The sequence below is a fragment of the Phyllobacterium sp. MT110 genome, from assembly GCF_058792715.1.
In genome coordinates this window covers 71,368-86,759 of the sequence record NZ_JBXAFE010000007.1, presented here as the reverse complement: position 1 = coordinate 86,759, position 15,392 = coordinate 71,368, and the positions used below count along the sequence as shown (strand labels likewise).

The following is a 15,392-nucleotide window of genomic DNA, read 5'->3' as shown; positions in this document are numbered from 1 at the left end:
TCAGTGGATCGTATTCCTCGCATCAGAGCGCTTAATGACCGACATTTCTCTTCCTTCCGTCACTGCGAGCCGCCATCCTCTGCTATGGCCACTGCTCGCCTCTCTCCTGATCATCGGATGGAGTTCAGGCTTCGTGGGCATTCGGTATGCCAACGAGGAGGCGAGCGTCATGCTTCTGCTGTTCTGGCGGACATTGCTTTCGGGACTGATCCTTCTGCCCTTCGCGTTGGCGATCGGGCCGAGCATATCCATGCGTGCGGTCAGAGATCAGGCCCTGTTCGGCATCATGGCCGTGTTCCTGTATCTGGGAGGCTTCGCGCTGGCTATCGAGCAAAAAGTGCCCACGGGGCTGGTCGCGCTCATCGCCGACCTTCTTCCGCTGGCGATCGCCGTCCTTTCCCAACCCGTCCTTGGCGAACGGCTGACCGCACGCCAATGGCTGGGCACTTTAACTGCCGTCATCGGTGTTTTGGTCGTGTCCGTCGACAGTCTCAGCTTCGGTACGGCCCCGGTGTGGGCATACGGACTGACGGTGGGTTCCATGCTGATATTCGCTGTCGCCTCGGTCCTGCACAGGAAACGCAAGACGCAGCATATGCCTGTCCATCAGAGCCTTTGCATCCAAACACTGATGGGTTCGGTTCTCTTCGGCCTGTGCGCGTTGACGCAGGGCAGCCTTACTCCACCAATGACCCGTGATTTTGCGGTCGGGATGATCTGGCTGGTCCTGATCGCGACGTTCCTCGCATACGCCGTCTACTATACCAGTCTGCGGCTATTCCCCGTGGCCAAGGTGAGCGCAGCAATCTATCTCAGCCCGCCCGTGACGATGCTATGGGCATGGATTCTATTCTCAGAACCTCTGACAGTCGCGATGTTCGCGGGGCTAGTGGTGACACTGGTGGGTGTGTGGATGACATCGCGCGGTTGAGCAACAAGCTGGGGCGGCCGGTATTTGGAGTTGTGCCGGCCCTGGTGCGTCAAGTCCGCCGAATGGCGGACCAATCCGGCGTCCAGCCGTGACGAGAAGCCATCGGCTTTGGCCGGTGGAGCATTTACTTTTCTAAAATCACACCGGTCAGGCATTCATTCAGATCCCGAAAATCGTTAACTGTCCACGCATGCGAAGGCAGCTTTACACCATTTTCTCGCAGGGTTTTGGGAATTAGATCTCCGTTTGGACGAAGTGTTACTGATGACACAATGACTCCTGGATAATCGAGCAGACGTTTCTTGAATGCTGTTCTCGTCAGGTCAGGTGTTGGGGGATCACTTTTATTCGCCAATGGTCCTGAACCTTTGGCATCGGTTCCGTGACACATTGTGCATCTTTCAGAAAAGAGCTTTTTCATTACCACTATCAGCAAAAGCGGATAATGATCCACAAAGCACGATAGAAAATGCAATGCTGGAAACTATTTTGAGTTTTATGAAGTTAGCTGGCGTGATGACGAACATAATTGAGTGTCCTGTTGCGACGCGCGCTAAACCGGGCCGAGAATACCTTGCCCATTCTTCGTTAAGGCTTAAGTAGCCTCTATGCTGGAGTGAGATAAATACCACAGCATCCCAAGGGCTGAGTCCTTACGATTGATCTTAATTTGGCCGTTTCTCCATTGCCCAAAGATGGCACCAATGGCTATTTCAGGGCAATGACAACTTTACCCTTGGCTCGGCCCGTCTCGACATAAGCCAGTGCCTCGTTCGCCTTCTCGAACCGGAACACCCTATCCACTACCGGCTTTATAACCCCTGCTTCTATCAAGGCAGTAATCTTGCCGAGCTGTCCGCCATTTGCCGTCATGAACAGAAAGGAATAGCTGACTTGATGGCGTTTCGATTTCCTTCGAATCCCAAAGCTCAGCAGGCGCATGACCTGCTGGAGCAACCAGCCTGAACCGTTCTGCTTGGCGAAGGCCGGATCAGGCGGACCGGAGATTGATATAAGCTTTCCGCCGGGCTTTAGCGCGCGGAGTGATTTTTCCAGCGTGTCCGTGCCAAGACTGTTGAGTACGACATCATAATCCTTCAGGACTTCCTCGAAATTCTGTGTCTTGTAGTCGATCACAACGTCTGCTCCGAGACTTTTGACGAGATCGACATTAGAAGTGCTCGTGGTCGTTGCGACCACCGCCCCGAGATATTTGGCAAGCTGGATTGCAATTGTGCCGACGCCGCCGGAACCTGCATGGATCAGAACTTTCTGTCCCTTTTGCAAGTTGGCCCGCTCGACAAGCACCTGCCATGCTGTCAGAGCGACAAGTGGGATCGAGGCGGCCTCCTCCATTGTCAGGTTTTTCGGCTTCATGGCCACGTCGGCCTCATTCATTGCGATGAACTGCGCGAACGCACCGATGCGGTCTTTGTCCGGACGTGCATAGACCTCATCGCCCGGTTTGAAACGGCTGACCTTTGACCCTACCCGAACCACAATGCCTGCCACATCGTTGCCAAGGATCAGGGGCAGCCGGTACGGCAGGATAAGCTTGAATTCGCCATCCCTGATCTTGGCATCGAGAACGTTGACGCTGGCAGCGTGAATCTGGACCATGACGTCAGTCTCCCGCAGCTCCGGCTCAGAAGTTTCGCCGAACCGCAAAGCAGCGCCTTTTGCATATCGATCGACCAGAAAAGCTTTCATGAGAATTGCCATTGTCTGTGAGTTAGCGATCCGCCGGAAAACACAACCCAGCGGTAAGTGTTTAGGCAGGAAGCTTATTGTATTTGCGAAGGTTTTTATCGACGAATGACTCGGGCAGGAAGCGGCGCAGAAAGTGAACTTGTCCTGCCACTTTTCCTACGGTGTAGCGCCTCTTGGGTGAAAATGCGTTTGCCGCCGTCACGACCACATCGGCGACCATCTCTGGCGTGTCCCCTGCTTCCACAATTTCACGCATCAGTCTTTCTGCGTCGGCACGAACGGTATCATACAAAGGCATCGGCTGATCTGCTCTGGTGAGGTTTTCCTCAAAAGAGGTACGAGTAGCGCCGGGCTCAACGAGAACGACGCGAATGCCTTGCGTGCGGATCTCGTGATCCAAGGATTCGGAATAGCCCTCGATTGCATGCTTTGTGGATGCATAGAGCGCGTTGTAGGGTGCAGGGATCAACCCGAGAATGGAGCTCATGTTGATAATTCTGCCTTTTCGCTGACGTCGCATGATCGGCAGGACCGTATTCGTTACCCGCAGGACGCCGAACACGTTTACGTCAAACAGAGCCCTGGCTTGCACTGCTGAGGATTCTTCAGCGCCGCCAAGCAGCCCAATCCCGGCATTGTTGACGAGAAGGTCGATCCGTCCAGTAAGACGTACGACCTCGTCGACCGCTTTCGCTACGGATTCTTCATCCGTGACATCGCAGACCAGCATTGTAATGCCCTGAACGTCAGCAACCTGCTTGCGGCTCGTTCCGAACACCCGGTAACCATCACGTTGCAGTGCTCGTGCGGTTGCCAGCCCTATACCAGAAGACGCGCCTGTGATCAGGGCAACGCCATGTTGTGTCTTGCTCATTTCATTGTCTCTCTTTTGGTCTGGATTATTGCCTGAGGATCATATACTATCGTTTCGATACTAAGTCACTATCAAAAAGATACCGACATGAAGAATCTTTCAGACCAGCCGTGTCTCATTGCCCGCAGCCTCGCACTTGTAGGCGATGCGTGGAGCATGCTCATCATGCGCGATGCCCATGCGGGGCTGACCCGCTTTGATGATTTTCGCAAGAGTCTGGGCATTGCGCCAACGATCCTGACCCGACGTCTGGCAGCCCTGACAGAAGACGGCTTGCTGGAGAAACGCCGCTACTCGGAGCGGCCGCCACGGGACGAGTACGTGCTGACGGTGGCGGGCCACGACTTTCTGCCGGTGTTATTTACAATCGGCGCATGGGGGCGCAAGCATCGGGCCGACGGAGCTGAAGTGACTCGGTTTTTTGACGCTGAATCCGGGACCGAAATCGACCCCGTAACCATCGACCGGGCGACCGGCGCGGAGATCGGCACCCGTCCCATTCGCATCGCTGAGCCTGAATGAGACTTTAAAGCGCGAATGTTTGCATTCCTGATCGACTTTATTGGCAGTGACCGCGGGACGGTTTATCAGCTCTCAACATAGCGCATACGGCCTGTTGATTTCTGCATCAAATTGACCCTCATTGCCACAGCGCGCTGACCCGACTTCTGCAGATAGAGGAGCATGCCGAATTACGGCTTTCACAACGAACTACTTTCCGATTTCCTCATCGACTGAGCGGCATGACAATTCGGACGCCAGCTTTGCTGCGCCTGCAATCCATCTTTCATAGAGAAGCATTCTATCTATTCTGCAGCCCTTGGCGTGTTCACTTCCAGTGCGCCTGCCGACACAGCAGGCCTGGGCACCTCATCCGGGGTCGGCTTGATGCGGAACCATGCGGCGTAGAGAGCGGGCAGAAAGAGGAGGATCAGCACCGTACCGGCTGCTGTACCGCCAATCAGCGTGTAGGCCATCGAGCCCCAGAACACCGAATGGGTGAGCGGAATGAAAGCCAGAACAGCGGCGAGCGCAGTCAGGATCACCGGGCGCGTCCGCTGAACCGTAGCCTCGATGACAGCATGATAATCATCAAGGCCCGCAGCCTGGTTTTCCTTGATCTGCTCGGTCAGGATCAAGGTGTTGCGCATCAGGATGCCAGCCAGTCCAATCAATCCGATGATCGCGTTGAAACCAAAGGGCTGGTTGAAAGCGATCAGCATCGGAACCACGCCAGCAAGGCCGAGTGGTGCCGTCAACATGACCATGCTCATTGTCGAAAGGCTCCGAACCTGCAGGATGATGACGATTAGCATGGCGGCGATCATGACCGGAAAGATTTTCACGAGCGCAACGTTGGCCTTGAGAGATTCCTCGATATTTCCACCCATTTCGATGCGATATCCGATCGGAAGCGAGGAGATCAGCGGCTGCAGCGCCGTCATGACCTGCTGCGAGACCTCCGGGGGCTGCGTCGCCTCATTGATGTCCGAGCGGATCGTGATGATTGACGTTCGATCGCGACGTTTGAGGATCGGCTCTTCAAATTGAATTTCGGAATGTCCGATCTGGTCGAGGGGAACCTGGCGGCCGTCCCGGCTCATCAGCGAAAAATCGGCCAACCGTGCCGGATCCAAACGGTTTTCGCCGGCACTGCGGGCGATGACAGGCACGTTGCGGATGTTCTCGCGGACCTGCGTAACGGGAATACCCGTCAGCAGCAGCTGCGTCTGCTGGGCTGCCTCTGCGGGCGAAAGGCCAATCAGATTAAGCCGCTCCTGGTCGGGGATATAGCGAAGAACAGGCGTGCGATTACCCCAATCACGGTTTGCCTGCCTGACATCCGGAACGCCCTTCATGATGTCGAGTGCTTTCTCCGAAATCTGGTACAGTTGCTTCGGATCAGGCCCCATAATACGGAACTCGACGGGAAATGGTGTGTATGGACCGAATACGAGCTGCGTGACGCGCACAAAGGCCTCCGGGGCGAGCCCTGCCGCTACTGCTTCCCTGAGCCGGTGCTTCAACGTCTCACGCGCCTCCGCGTCAGGGGTAAGCACGACCATCTTGGCAAATGCGGGATCGGGCAGCTCGGGTGCCATTGCGAAGAAGAAGCGCGGAGCTCCCTGCCCGATGTAACTCGTGACGATCTTCGCCTCGGGCTGGTCCTTCAGCCATTGTTCGAGCTTTTCGACGGAGGCGGTCGTCGTTTCGATGCTTGTGCCCTCCGGCAGGCGGACCTCGATGAGGACTTCGGGTCGATCCGACGTTGGGAAGAATTGCTGTTTCACTACCCCCATTCCGACGACGGAGAGAGCCATGATGATGCCGACGACGGTGCATGTCAGGAACTTATGGCGCACGGCATATGTGATAAGTTTCCGTAGTCGCCGGTAATTTGGAGTATTGTAGATCGCGTGGTGCCCTCCCTTCACCGGCTTGATCGCTGGCAGCATCTTGACGCCGAGGTAAGGGGTGAAGATCACGGCGACGATCCAGGAAACAATCAGCGCGAAGCCCACGACCCAGAAGATATTGCCGGCATATTCGCCGGCTGCTGATCTGGCAAAGCCAACCGGCATCAATCCGATGATTGTCACGAGTGTTCCGGACAACATAGGTGCTGCGGTATGGCTCCAGGCATAGGCGGCTGCCTTGATGCGATCCATGCCCTCTTCCATTTTCACCACCATCACCTCGATGGCGATTATGGCATCATCAACCAGAAGTCCGAGCGCCAGGATGAGCGCACCGAGCGTGATACGGTCGAAAAACCTGCCGGTTTCCAGCATGATGAGGAACACGACGGCAAGCGTCAGCGGAACAGCGAGCGCCACTACTATGCCGACACGCCAGCCGAGACTGACCAGGCTCACGAACAACACCACGCCAAGCGCCATCGCGAATTTCAGCATGAACTCGCCGACCGCCTCATCAATGTTCACCGCCTGATCGCTCACCTTGGCGAGCGTCATTCCGAGGGGTAGTGTCTGTGCGATCGCCGTCGATCTTTCTTCCAGAGCCTTGCCGAGATCCAATCCATTCCAGCCCTGCTGCATCACCGCTCCAAGCATGATGGTGGGCTCACCGTCGTGGCGGATGACATAGGTCGCCGGATCTTCATATCCACGCCGAACATCGGCGATGTCGGAGAGCTTCAACGTGCGTCCGGCAGCAACAATCGGTGTGTCGGCGATTGCCTGGCCACTGTTATATGCACCGTCAAACCTGATGAAGACCTGCGGGCCCCGCGTATCGATCGATCCTGCCGGTGTGACGGTGTTTTGCCGCTGCAAAGCGGCAGCGATGTCTTGCACGGAGATTCCGAGAGTAGCGAGTTTATCATAGGAGAACTCGACAAAGATCTGTTCAGGCCGCTCTCCGAGAATATTGATCTTCTTGACGCCTGGCACATGCAGCAGGTCCTGTCGGACCAATTCCGCCTGTCGTGCGAGCTCCCGCATGGGCATTCCCTTTGCCTTCAAGGCATAAAGAGCGAAGCTCACGTCAGAGTACTCGTCATTGACAAAAGGCCCGAACACACCTTGCGGCAAGCTTCGAGCTTCGTCTCCAAGCTTCTTGCGAGCCTGATAAAACTCTCCCTCGACCGCACCGGGTGGTGTGCTGTCCTTCAGTGTGACTGTCAAGAAGGCAAAGCCCGGGCGCGTTGTTGTCTCGACCCGGTCATACCAGGTCAATTCCTGAATCCGCTTCTCGAGTGGTTCGGCGACCAGATCTTGCATCTCGCGCGCCGTCGCGCCCGGCCATGCAGCGGTGACCGTCAGGGTCTTAATGGTAAAGGATGGGTCCTCTGCGCGCCCGAGCTTGGCAAAAGCGTAGACACCTGCCGCGGCCAAAAGCACGATGAAGAACAGGGTAACGGCTCGCTCGCGAACCGCGAGCGCGGAAAGATTGAAGCTCATCAGTTTACTGCCTCTGCCTGAACCGCGGTCTTGACGGCGACGCCTTCCTTGAGGAGATGCGCGCCGAGCGCCACGACCTCCTGTCCAAGTTCGATACCTGTGACAATCGCGGTTTCCCCGCCGAGCTGTTTGATCTGGACGGGAGCAAAGCGCACGGTCGAAGAGCCCCGATCAAAAACCCAGACCCCTGCGCGATTGCCGTCATCCAGCACGGCACCGATCGGCACCAAGACTTCTGATTGCCTTTCGGTGTTGGAGATTCTGATCGTTACCGTCGAGCCGAGTGGTGCCGAAGCGGCATTTCCTTCGAGCACGTAGCGCGCCTCATAGGTACGGGTCTGGGCATCGGCGGCATCGGAAATTTGCCGGAGGCGCGCAGTCCCGCCCCGCTCGGTGCCACCATATATGCCGGCTTCGGCTTCTGACCCGATCACGGGACGTATCGTTTCGGGAAGAGCGACCACCGCCTCACGCGGCCCGGCATGCGCCAGTTGAACCACAGTCTGTCCGGCAGCGACGACCTGTCCGGGTTCTCCGAGAGCCGCAACCACCGTTCCGTCTGCGCCAGCCACCAGAGTGGAATAAGTCGCTTCGTTCTCGGCAACATTCGCTTCCGCCTCGGCCGCGGCAAGCTGTGCTTCGGCCGTATCCAGCACGGCCTTGGCCTGCTCGTAACGCTGCGGGGTCGCCGCGACCCTGTCCCTGACAAGGGACGCGTAGCGCTTCTCGTCCGCGCTCGCCTGAACAAAGACCGCCCGCGCGGCGACAACCGCATTGCGTTTCGCGGTCAAGGCGAGACGCAAATCCGTGTCATCGATGCGCATCAAGGGTTGACCAACCTTGACCTGCTGGCCAACATCCACAAGACGTTCGACAATCTTGCCGGGAACGCGAAAACCAAGATTGCTCTGCACCCGCGCTGCAATCGTGCCTGTGAAAGACCTCACAGCGCCGGCCACGCGCGCAGTTTCGACAATTTTGACAAGTTGCGGCGCGACGCGGGGATCGGTTGCAGCTGATGCGTCCCGATTCGGCCACTGTGAAAAAAGAACAGCCGCTGTGATGGCGACCGCCGGCAACACAAGTGCGCCAATGAGAAGAAGCCGTTTGTGCCTCATGCTTGTGATCCTCGCAAGATTGCGCGTTACGACGCGCTTTAGATTGTGATCGAACTCTATATTCCATTTAAAGTTCGAGCGCAATCTAAATTGGGAGCAATCACGGGCAAGGCGAGTTGTCGCAGTGCCGGCAGGGCGACAGCGGGCACCTTGCGTCACGCGGCATGTGTCACGGCAATGATGGACTGAGAAAAACTTGCATAGTCATTGCCTATGGATTATAGAGTTCGAACGAAATCTAAAAGGAAGAATACCGCGATGCGTGTAAGTCGGGTTCAAGCCTCGGAAAACCGCCAGGCCGTCATTGATGTCGCAAGCCGCCTTTTCAGGGAGCATGGCTTCGATGGAATCGGGCTGAAGGGTTTGATGGAGGCCGCTGGATTGACGCAAGGTGCGTTCTACAAACAGTTCGCCTCCAAAGAGGATCTCATTGCGCTGGCATCAGCCCGGGCCTTGGAGAGCGCAACACAGCAATGGTCTGCTGCTGCGGCGGCAAAGCCCATGGATTCTCTGGGCGCAGTTGTCGCGTTTTATCTGAGCACGGATCATCAGTACGAAAAGATGGACGGCTGTCCCGTGGTCGCGCTTGGGGCAGATGCCGCCAGGCAAGGCACGACTGTAAAGGCGTCGTTCGAAGCGGGAATAAGGGCATATCTTGAAATGCTCAAACGTATGATTTCCGAAAAGGGCGATGAAAAGTCAGAGGGTAAGGCCATGGCCATTCTCTCCATCATGGTTGGTGCAATGACACTCGCACGCGCGGTTAATGACCAAACTCTCGCTCAGTCTCTCTTCGATTCAACCATCGAACAGGTTCAGAAGATTGCCGCGTCATGAGGAAGAACAACAGATGCTTCTTAAGTGAGCATTGATGATCGCCGATATCCCCGCGCAGGGGTCTGGTTTTTTGGAAACGCCGATCGAGCGTACTGTCGATATGATCCAGCTCAACATCACGGCGCTCACAGAACTAAGTTTTCTATTTGGCCGCGATATGGCCGCGCGAAATTCCGGACACATTCTTCTTGTCGCCAGTCTATTGGCTTTCCAGCCCGTCCCCACCTTTGCGGCGACGAAAGCTTATGTGTTGGCACTGGGTGAGGCATTGCACGATGAAATGCGCTCCCAAGGTGTGGTGGTAACCAGCCTTTGCCCGGGGCATACCGAAACAGGTTTTGATATTGCGGCCGGCGCAACCGTCTCGACCTTGCTGCGCATCCTCACGATGAAGCCTCGTCCCGTCGCAGCGAGTGGCATTAAGGCGCTTTCAAAAGGACGGGACAGCGTCGTTGCCGGTGTTCTGAACAACCTCGTTGTGCTTTTAAACCGACTGATACCACGCTCGATGCAACGATCGTCAATGCGAAAAGTGTTGGAATCCTAATGTTCGGTGACTCTCATTGGCTCATGTATAAAGTCGTTAAAAAACGATCGGTTGTACGCGCCGCAGACGCCTTGGAACTCTCGTTTGAAAATGCCGATAAGAGGCCAATTTTCATCGATTTTGATTGTAGCGCAGAGTTCTACAATCCTTGTTAAAGTCTTGATGTTAATGACTATCTGATGATCGTACTGTTTCAGGTAATGGGAGCGCGTGCCCTGAAAATCTGGCGTAGTTTCATGATATCGCTGCATCTTTGTACAAACTATCGCATATTCAATTCGCCATTTGTTGCGGATCAGAATGAGCGATGGCTGCTTTGCGCCGCCCATTCGATCATTCGTCGAGCTTCTGCCAACTCCTGCAAGCGGACGGCTGATTGGTGATAAGGTCGACCTTCACAGAGGAAAGGCCACGGAATCGATAAGTCGCCTGCATACAACAGGCACTACTTCGCGATACTATCGCTGCATGCCACGAAGCAAGAACAACCGCCGCAAGAAGCCGCCACAGAGAAAAGAGTCGAAGCTCGCACTCTCAAACTTTGCCATTAAGGAAGAGCGCCACGACGAATTTAAGAAGACCATCCTGGCTGCGGCGCGACACAGCGTCGATGAGTTCCCGGCGACTCTCCAAATTGTCACGGATGAGCTGCGAAAGTCGGACCCCATAGGGATCGTTCCAACATTCGCCGCTTATGGGCTTCAGACCCTGGCGGGACGTGAAGGCGTGAACACCAAATCCGTTCTCAAAGACATTCAGCAGCACCACGCCGAATTGCTGCTGGCGCTGGTGATGACCATTCCGCTGGACGAGTGGGGAAAAGACCCATTCACACCGGCCATCATGGGAACGGTGTTCGAGACTGTTCCGAAGGTCGCTGAGACGTTCCTGCACCAGCGCATCCTGGCCGCTGAGGGCGTCACGGATAAGCAGGAATTTACGGTCCTGTCGTTGCAGGAGCGCATTCGACTTCACACGCAGGCGGTCAGGAATTGGGGTACTACTCCGATGTCATCCGTATCAGCACCGATCTATACGGATCCCTAGACGACCGCCTGAAGCCGCATTTCGGGTTCGGGGCCACCGACCTGATTGAGGTGATGGCGGCTGTCGTTGGAGAGTTTGAGCGTCGGCATTCCGAACACTTTATGCGACTGTCGAAGGTCATTCGCTCGCCCAATGGTCGGCAGATGGTTCGGAACTATTACAAGTACTTCCTGAACTCAAAGGCGGGCCAGAAGACCTCCTGGCCGCCATGCCGCCGGGCGTTTCACGCGACGGCATGATGGGTATGATCATGGGGCATTGCGATCTCAGACATTCCGAACGCGCCAGCTTCACTGTCGCTGAAGTCGCAAAGCTTTCAGGGAAACCAAAAGATGTCGTCGAGGCGATCCTCGAGTCCCTGTCCCACGCACCGGGCGGTCTGGCTGGAACCAACCCTGACCACCTCTTCCTTGCCAATCCGATCTGGGATGCTCCGGGCATCGATCTTGATGATCTATTCGTGTTCCCCATCCCGCAAATGGTCTTCAGCCATATCCATCGCGTGATGGCGCGGCTGGCGGAGGGAGCTGGTATCAAGACCCAGCTTGAAAGCCGCAGGGCGGACTATCTCGAAAGCCAACTCGAAGACACGATGCGAAAAGCCCTGCCGGGAGCGACCATCGTTCCGACAGCAAAGTGGCAGGTTGGCGCCGAACAGTTCGAAACAGATCTACTCGTCACGCTCGATCGCACCGCGTAGCCCCTGCGGAGTAAGGTGATTGGACTTCGCCTCAGCGATAATCACCTTACTCCGCAGGGGCTACGCGGTGCGCCGGATCGCGTGAAACGGCACGTCTCCGACATGGTGCTATATCCATCCCAGCAATCTGCGCGCCTCGCCACGCTTATCACTTCTGCAAAGGAGGGCGATGCCGCAGCCGAAGCGATTGTCCGCCAGATCGGTATTGATCCCGCATCGGTCGATCAGATCATCAGGATATCGGTGACCCTTGATGATTTTTCGGTTCTCAGCTCAGCTGAGGCGGACTTCAAGGAAATAGGCTGGGTGCCTGCCGACCACCAACTCGCGCCGACGATCACGATCGCTGATCTCATCTGCATCTCCGACATTCTCGATCATCCGCTCACTTACCTTCACTACCTCGGTGAGCGCATCTACCTTCAAAAGTCATTCAGCCTGTTTGGGGATGAACTCGACTTCCTCGGCCTCTATCTCATTACGGGTTTCAACATCGCAGGCCTGCGGGAGGAAGATTGCATCTTCTCGGCTAGCGGAATGTCCGAACCGCTCGACCGGTACTACATAAGCCGCGATGCGGGCATCCCCCTGCCAAAACGAAACCTCAGTTGGGACCTCTGTTTGGTTCGATCATCAAGCAGCTCGAACAGCGTAAATCACCGGGCTGGACGACCGTCGGTCTGCACCTTTTGTCATCGGCTGATCCCAGCAAGCAGATGATCATCGAAAGGAACCTGATCAAGCTGCGTGCGATGGTGCGCAAGAATTTCCGCGAACCCGGCCACATCAGTTCGCTTCAGGTTCAGCCCCGGCTGCAGCGTAAGGCGCGCATTATTGTCTATGCATTTCCCGAGGCACTGCGTGGGGAATCGCGCAAGACCATGGAAGGATTGGCCGCCGAGGCGACGGAGGATGAACGGGTAGACCATATAGTAGTCTTTGCCCGTTGTACGGACCGCTGAGACGTCCCATACGAAGCAATGCTCTGGTTCGTCGTCCCCAGGAGACTTGACTGATAGCGCGAGCGCTTAGCCTAACAGGGCCAATCCTGACGCAACCTCTGCGCCGACAGCCGTCATGGTAGCCAAGTTTGCATTCCAAAAACGGGCCTTCGTAGTTTTCTCTGCGGTTGTATCCATCGTGATCTCCTTTTGGTCAGTGGTCTTCAACAGGAAGTACTGTGCTGCCACTACGGCAACGTACGTGAGGAGGCCGACGGCACAGAGGGTAGCCACGGGAATCGAACCCGCACCTGCTAGACCTGTTAGGCAAAGCGCTCAGGTATTGTTTTACTCTCTCCCTGCAGACATTCAAATCAAAAACGGTTGGTCGATGGGTTAGCATACGCGCCACGAGACAATCGGATTGCCTAGGTCTGCGTTGCTGGCCTCGCTCCCCATAAGCTGCCAGACCGCTGCCGGCCCCATCTCGGTCGTTCAAGTGCACCAGCTCAATGGTTGCTCTAGGCCCCCACTTTGACTCGCCCAACTTGAGCAAATGAGGACGGCGGTCAAATCGCTACTACGGCCTAGCTAGCGCTCGGTGGTCGTTGGATCTGCGACCCTCTGGACCAGTCGGGCGTCGAGCGTTTCGAACTTGTTAGCGACGTCAAGCTCGTAAACGCCCGGTCCGACGTCGGGAGCAACCCTTCCGTCCGAGCTCTGCGGGAGGCGGCCGTAGATAGAAGCGAAGGCCGCGAAACCATCGTGGCCGGCTCCCGCCTGCGTGGCCAGATTAGTTATGTCGATCACGCGGAGGTTTGAATTCCGCGCTTCGACGAGAACTTGGGGGTCATCGATATTGGCAGCGCCGGCGCGGAATTGCCCTCCGGCGATAAACCTGGATATCGACAGCGCCTGATCCTTCTTGGAGACGAGAACGGTGATGGGGGAGCGCAGGCGGCCGACGATCCGAAGTTGTTGAAGAAAAACTCCTGCGTCGATATCTGGCGCAGCGAGCGTGAGGTCGATGATCTTGCCGAGGGTACGTTCGTCTTTGGCGATCCGGATTTGCCGGACAGACTCCATTGTCAGCCAAGCCCCCATACTGTGGGCGCAAAGCTTCATCCCCCTGACATGGCGGTCGGCGGCGACCCGCTCGACCACCCGGGCAAGCGCATCGCGTGAGAAGGTCACCGCATCTTTGTCTGCGAGATACCCAGTGATCGCTGCCTTCGAAGGCCATGAGAATAGCACTGCCGATTGCGCGACATGGACGTCGGCGGTGAGTTGCGCCGTGCGGAACAGTGATTCCGGGAAGTTGTTGTTGAAGCCGTGGACGAAGATGCCGACATCCCGGCCTAGCACTTCCCCGCGTGCGGCAGAGGCTCCGACTTCCGCAAAGAACCTCCTTTCATCAAGGCGCTCGGACGAGACGACCGCGAAATCCCGGGCCGGGTCCGGCACATTCCTAGGCCACTCGATCTCGGTCGGTCGGTGGGGCGGTGGAATGGAGATGACATAGCGAACGTAGTTAGTCGTGGTCGTAATCCCATCGCTCAGGAAGGTTGGCGTGCTCGGCTCGGCTGCGCGCGTACTCGCCACGAAGATGGTAACGCGCTTCGCGCCCTCGACAGCAGTCACCGGAGCGAGGACAGATGAGCCGGGACGCGAGGCGCAAGCGCTCAATGCAAGCGCTAACGCCGCGACCAGAGCGACCGCCATATATCGCACTGATTGGTGTCGCTGCCTGATCGTCATCGCTCTCCGCCCCTCATCCCCTGACCAGAGTCTCTAAGCGCCGTGAAACCGCGAACGTCACGCCTTTCACTTCGAGTATGTGCTGCCGGTATCTCCCAATATGCAGGTTCCGATGGTATGATCCAGCTTTCTTCTGTCGCCCTGATCGTAGACCGAATTTCGGTCACGCAGCCCCAAATAATAATGGAAAGCTTTTGCCAGCTTCGCCGGGACGCTCACATTGTTGACCACGGTCTGAGGATCGCGGCTGTTTAGATTCGCCAGTAGATAGGGCAGATGATCAATCAGGACGAGGATCGAATCCTCTGGATGAAGGAGTGACTTCAGGCCATTGCGAAACATGATTTTCAATCCTTCTATTGACGTCACCGGTAGCGAGTGAGTGCGAAGCGCTGCAACCCCGTGCGCATAGCCCTCTTCTACCTTTGGATCGGGCGTCACTGTAGTATCGCCGCGCGTGAAACTGTGTCCTGTATCAAGGAACGCAAGCGGGGGGATCGAAATATCTGCAACGGCTCGTTGAGATAGCGAATGCCGGTACCTAACACCTAGTGATAAATTCTATTCTCACTTGGCTGGATAAGGCTCGATGTCCGCCGACCAATAGTCCTTAGCAATGTTCTGGCTGTTGCGGATAAGGTGGTAGGCGATATCCGGATCGCCTCCTTTAAAAGTCTCCGGGTCCGCACCACATATCAAACAATACATCTGTTGATAAACGCCGAATGCAAAATATTGCAGCACCGGCGTCGCATCCTTCTGGCCGATTGCTCGCATGTCATCGGCAGCCTGTTTGACCGCACTTTCCAACGCCAACGAAACTGCGGCAGCCAACTTCCTGTCCGCACGGCTGATGACGTCGGCGACTTCGCTTCCAGCCGACGTAAGATCATGTCCATTATTTGTCATTGTTTACCTCGCGGGTTGTTAATGTATTTCAATTGCGCTGCCACATCGCCTACTCTGGCGAGTGGTGAGAACCGACAAATAGCTTTTGCCTTCCGCA

The 15,392-nt window shown here is 56.2% G+C and carries 15 protein-coding genes and 1 pseudogene; 8 read left to right on the top strand and 8 right to left on the bottom strand.

Features of this window, described 5'->3' with window-relative positions; translation table 11 throughout:
• The first annotated feature begins 34 nt into the window (after positions 1-34).
• The gene (locus tag AC1Q5O_RS23945) at positions 35-931 is read left to right on the top strand and encodes a DMT family transporter (RefSeq protein WP_464665032.1); all 897 of its coding nucleotides are present in this window, start codon (positions 35-37) and stop codon (positions 929-931) included.
• Between the two features lie 124 nt (positions 932-1,055).
• On the opposite strand, the gene AC1Q5O_RS23940 is transcribed toward AC1Q5O_RS23945, so the two are convergent.
• From AC1Q5O_RS23940 to AC1Q5O_RS23930, 3 genes are all read right to left on the bottom strand, one after another.
• Complete coding sequence (locus AC1Q5O_RS23940; protein ID WP_492566486.1) at positions 1,056-1,352, bottom strand: c-type cytochrome; 297 nt, start codon at positions 1,350-1,352, stop codon at positions 1,056-1,058.
• A gap of 287 nt (positions 1,353-1,639) precedes the next feature.
• Positions 1,640-2,641 (bottom strand): NADP-dependent oxidoreductase, encoded by a 1,002-nt coding sequence (locus tag AC1Q5O_RS23935; protein ID WP_464665030.1) that lies wholly within the window; start codon positions 2,639-2,641, stop codon positions 1,640-1,642.
• Between the two features lie 61 nt (positions 2,642-2,702).
• Positions 2,703-3,515, bottom strand: coding sequence for an oxidoreductase (locus AC1Q5O_RS23930; RefSeq protein WP_464665029.1), 813 nt, complete (start codon positions 3,513-3,515; stop codon positions 2,703-2,705).
• Between the two features lie 87 nt (positions 3,516-3,602).
• Here AC1Q5O_RS23930 and AC1Q5O_RS23925 point away from each other — a divergent pair, with 87 nt between their 5' ends.
• Positions 3,603-4,037: a winged helix-turn-helix transcriptional regulator gene (locus tag AC1Q5O_RS23925; protein WP_464665027.1), complete on the top strand. Its 435-nt coding sequence runs from the start codon at positions 3,603-3,605 to the stop codon at positions 4,035-4,037.
• A gap of 284 nt (positions 4,038-4,321) precedes the next feature.
• On the opposite strand, the gene AC1Q5O_RS23920 is transcribed toward AC1Q5O_RS23925, so the two are convergent.
• Together AC1Q5O_RS23920 and AC1Q5O_RS23915 are read right to left on the bottom strand one after the other, a co-directional pair.
• Positions 4,322-7,438 carry an efflux RND transporter permease subunit gene (locus tag AC1Q5O_RS23920; protein WP_492566483.1) on the bottom strand — a complete coding sequence of 1,039 codons (3,117 nt, stop codon included), beginning with the start codon at positions 7,436-7,438 and terminating at the stop codon, positions 4,322-4,324.
• The gene (locus AC1Q5O_RS23915) at positions 7,438-8,556 is read right to left on the bottom strand and encodes an efflux RND transporter periplasmic adaptor subunit (RefSeq protein WP_464665024.1); all 1,119 of its coding nucleotides are present in this window, start codon (positions 8,554-8,556) and stop codon (positions 7,438-7,440) included. Before AC1Q5O_RS23915 ends, AC1Q5O_RS23920 begins: the two co-directional genes overlap by 1 nt.
• A 258-nt stretch (positions 8,557-8,814) precedes the next feature.
• Here AC1Q5O_RS23915 and AC1Q5O_RS23910 point away from each other — a divergent pair, with 258 nt between their 5' ends.
• The 6 genes from AC1Q5O_RS23910 (at position 8,815) to AC1Q5O_RS23885 (ending at position 12,649) form a co-directional block, all read left to right on the top strand.
• Complete coding sequence (locus tag AC1Q5O_RS23910; RefSeq protein WP_464665022.1) at positions 8,815-9,393, top strand: TetR/AcrR family transcriptional regulator; 579 nt, start codon at positions 8,815-8,817, stop codon at positions 9,391-9,393.
• Between the two features lie 34 nt (positions 9,394-9,427).
• Complete coding sequence (locus AC1Q5O_RS23905; protein WP_492566480.1) at positions 9,428-9,940, top strand: SDR family NAD(P)-dependent oxidoreductase; 513 nt, start codon at positions 9,428-9,430, stop codon at positions 9,938-9,940.
• A 468-nt stretch (positions 9,941-10,408) separates the two neighbouring features.
• Complete coding sequence (locus AC1Q5O_RS23900; RefSeq protein ID WP_492566478.1) at positions 10,409-10,987, top strand: hypothetical protein; 579 nt, start codon at positions 10,409-10,411, stop codon at positions 10,985-10,987.
• A gap of 208 nt (positions 10,988-11,195) precedes the next feature.
• A complete protein-coding gene (locus tag AC1Q5O_RS23895; protein ID WP_492566476.1) occupies positions 11,196-11,687 on the top strand; it encodes a hypothetical protein in 492 nt (163 codons plus the stop codon).
• 15 nt (positions 11,688-11,702) lie between these two features.
• Positions 11,703-12,407 carry a hypothetical protein gene (locus AC1Q5O_RS23890; RefSeq protein ID WP_492566474.1) on the top strand — a complete coding sequence of 235 codons (705 nt, stop codon included), beginning with the start codon at positions 11,703-11,705 and terminating at the stop codon, positions 12,405-12,407.
• Positions 12,404-12,649 carry a hypothetical protein gene (locus tag AC1Q5O_RS23885; protein ID WP_492566472.1) on the top strand — a complete coding sequence of 82 codons (246 nt, stop codon included), beginning with the start codon at positions 12,404-12,406 and terminating at the stop codon, positions 12,647-12,649. The genes AC1Q5O_RS23890 and AC1Q5O_RS23885 overlap by 4 nt, the downstream gene beginning before the upstream one ends.
• A gap of 570 nt (positions 12,650-13,219) precedes the next feature.
• Here AC1Q5O_RS23885 and AC1Q5O_RS23880 read toward each other — a convergent pair.
• The 3 genes and pseudogenes from AC1Q5O_RS23880 to AC1Q5O_RS23870 form a co-directional block, all read right to left on the bottom strand.
• The gene (locus AC1Q5O_RS23880) at positions 13,220-14,350 is read right to left on the bottom strand and encodes an alpha/beta hydrolase (protein ID WP_492566470.1); all 1,131 of its coding nucleotides are present in this window, start codon (positions 14,348-14,350) and stop codon (positions 13,220-13,222) included.
• Between the two features lie 222 nt (positions 14,351-14,572).
• Positions 14,573-14,731 (bottom strand): annotated as a pseudogene (locus AC1Q5O_RS23875) (hydrolase); the annotation flags it as partial.
• 222 nt (positions 14,732-14,953) lie between these two features.
• Positions 14,954-15,295: a hypothetical protein gene (locus AC1Q5O_RS23870; RefSeq protein ID WP_492566468.1), complete on the bottom strand. Its 342-nt coding sequence runs from the start codon at positions 15,293-15,295 to the stop codon at positions 14,954-14,956.
• Positions 15,296-15,392: the final 97 nt, after the last annotated feature.

Excerpts from the sequence above, each read along its gene's own strand:
- AC1Q5O_RS23900 (WP_492566478.1), top strand. The coding sequence starts at position 10,409 with ATGCCACGAAGCAAGAACAACCGCCGCAAGAAGCCGCCACAGAGAAAA.
- AC1Q5O_RS23870 (WP_492566468.1), bottom strand. The coding sequence starts at position 15,295 with ATGACAAATAATGGACATGATCTTACGTCGGCTGGAAGCGAAGTCGCC.
- AC1Q5O_RS23915 (WP_464665024.1), bottom strand. The coding sequence starts at position 8,556 with ATGAGGCACAAACGGCTTCTTCTCATTGGCGCACTTGTGTTGCCGGCG.
- AC1Q5O_RS23925 (WP_464665027.1), top strand. The coding sequence starts at position 3,603 with ATGAAGAATCTTTCAGACCAGCCGTGTCTCATTGCCCGCAGCCTCGCA.
- AC1Q5O_RS23935 (WP_464665030.1), bottom strand. The coding sequence starts at position 2,641 with ATGAAAGCTTTTCTGGTCGATCGATATGCAAAAGGCGCTGCTTTGCGG.
- AC1Q5O_RS23930 (WP_464665029.1), bottom strand. The coding sequence starts at position 3,515 with ATGAGCAAGACACAACATGGCGTTGCCCTGATCACAGGCGCGTCTTCT.
- AC1Q5O_RS23880 (WP_492566470.1), bottom strand. The coding sequence starts at position 14,350 with ATGGCGGTCGCTCTGGTCGCGGCGTTAGCGCTTGCATTGAGCGCTTGC.
- AC1Q5O_RS23895 (WP_492566476.1), top strand. The coding sequence starts at position 11,196 with ATGCCGCCGGGCGTTTCACGCGACGGCATGATGGGTATGATCATGGGG.
- AC1Q5O_RS23945 (WP_464665032.1), top strand. The coding sequence starts at position 35 with ATGACCGACATTTCTCTTCCTTCCGTCACTGCGAGCCGCCATCCTCTG.
- AC1Q5O_RS23940 (WP_492566486.1), bottom strand. The coding sequence starts at position 1,352 with ATGAAAAAGCTCTTTTCTGAAAGATGCACAATGTGTCACGGAACCGAT.
- AC1Q5O_RS23905 (WP_492566480.1), top strand. The coding sequence starts at position 9,428 with ATGATCGCCGATATCCCCGCGCAGGGGTCTGGTTTTTTGGAAACGCCG.
- AC1Q5O_RS23885 (WP_492566472.1), top strand. The coding sequence starts at position 12,404 with ATGATCATCGAAAGGAACCTGATCAAGCTGCGTGCGATGGTGCGCAAG.
- AC1Q5O_RS23910 (WP_464665022.1), top strand. The coding sequence starts at position 8,815 with ATGCGTGTAAGTCGGGTTCAAGCCTCGGAAAACCGCCAGGCCGTCATT.
- AC1Q5O_RS23920 (WP_492566483.1), bottom strand. The coding sequence starts at position 7,438 with ATGAGCTTCAATCTTTCCGCGCTCGCGGTTCGCGAGCGAGCCGTTACC.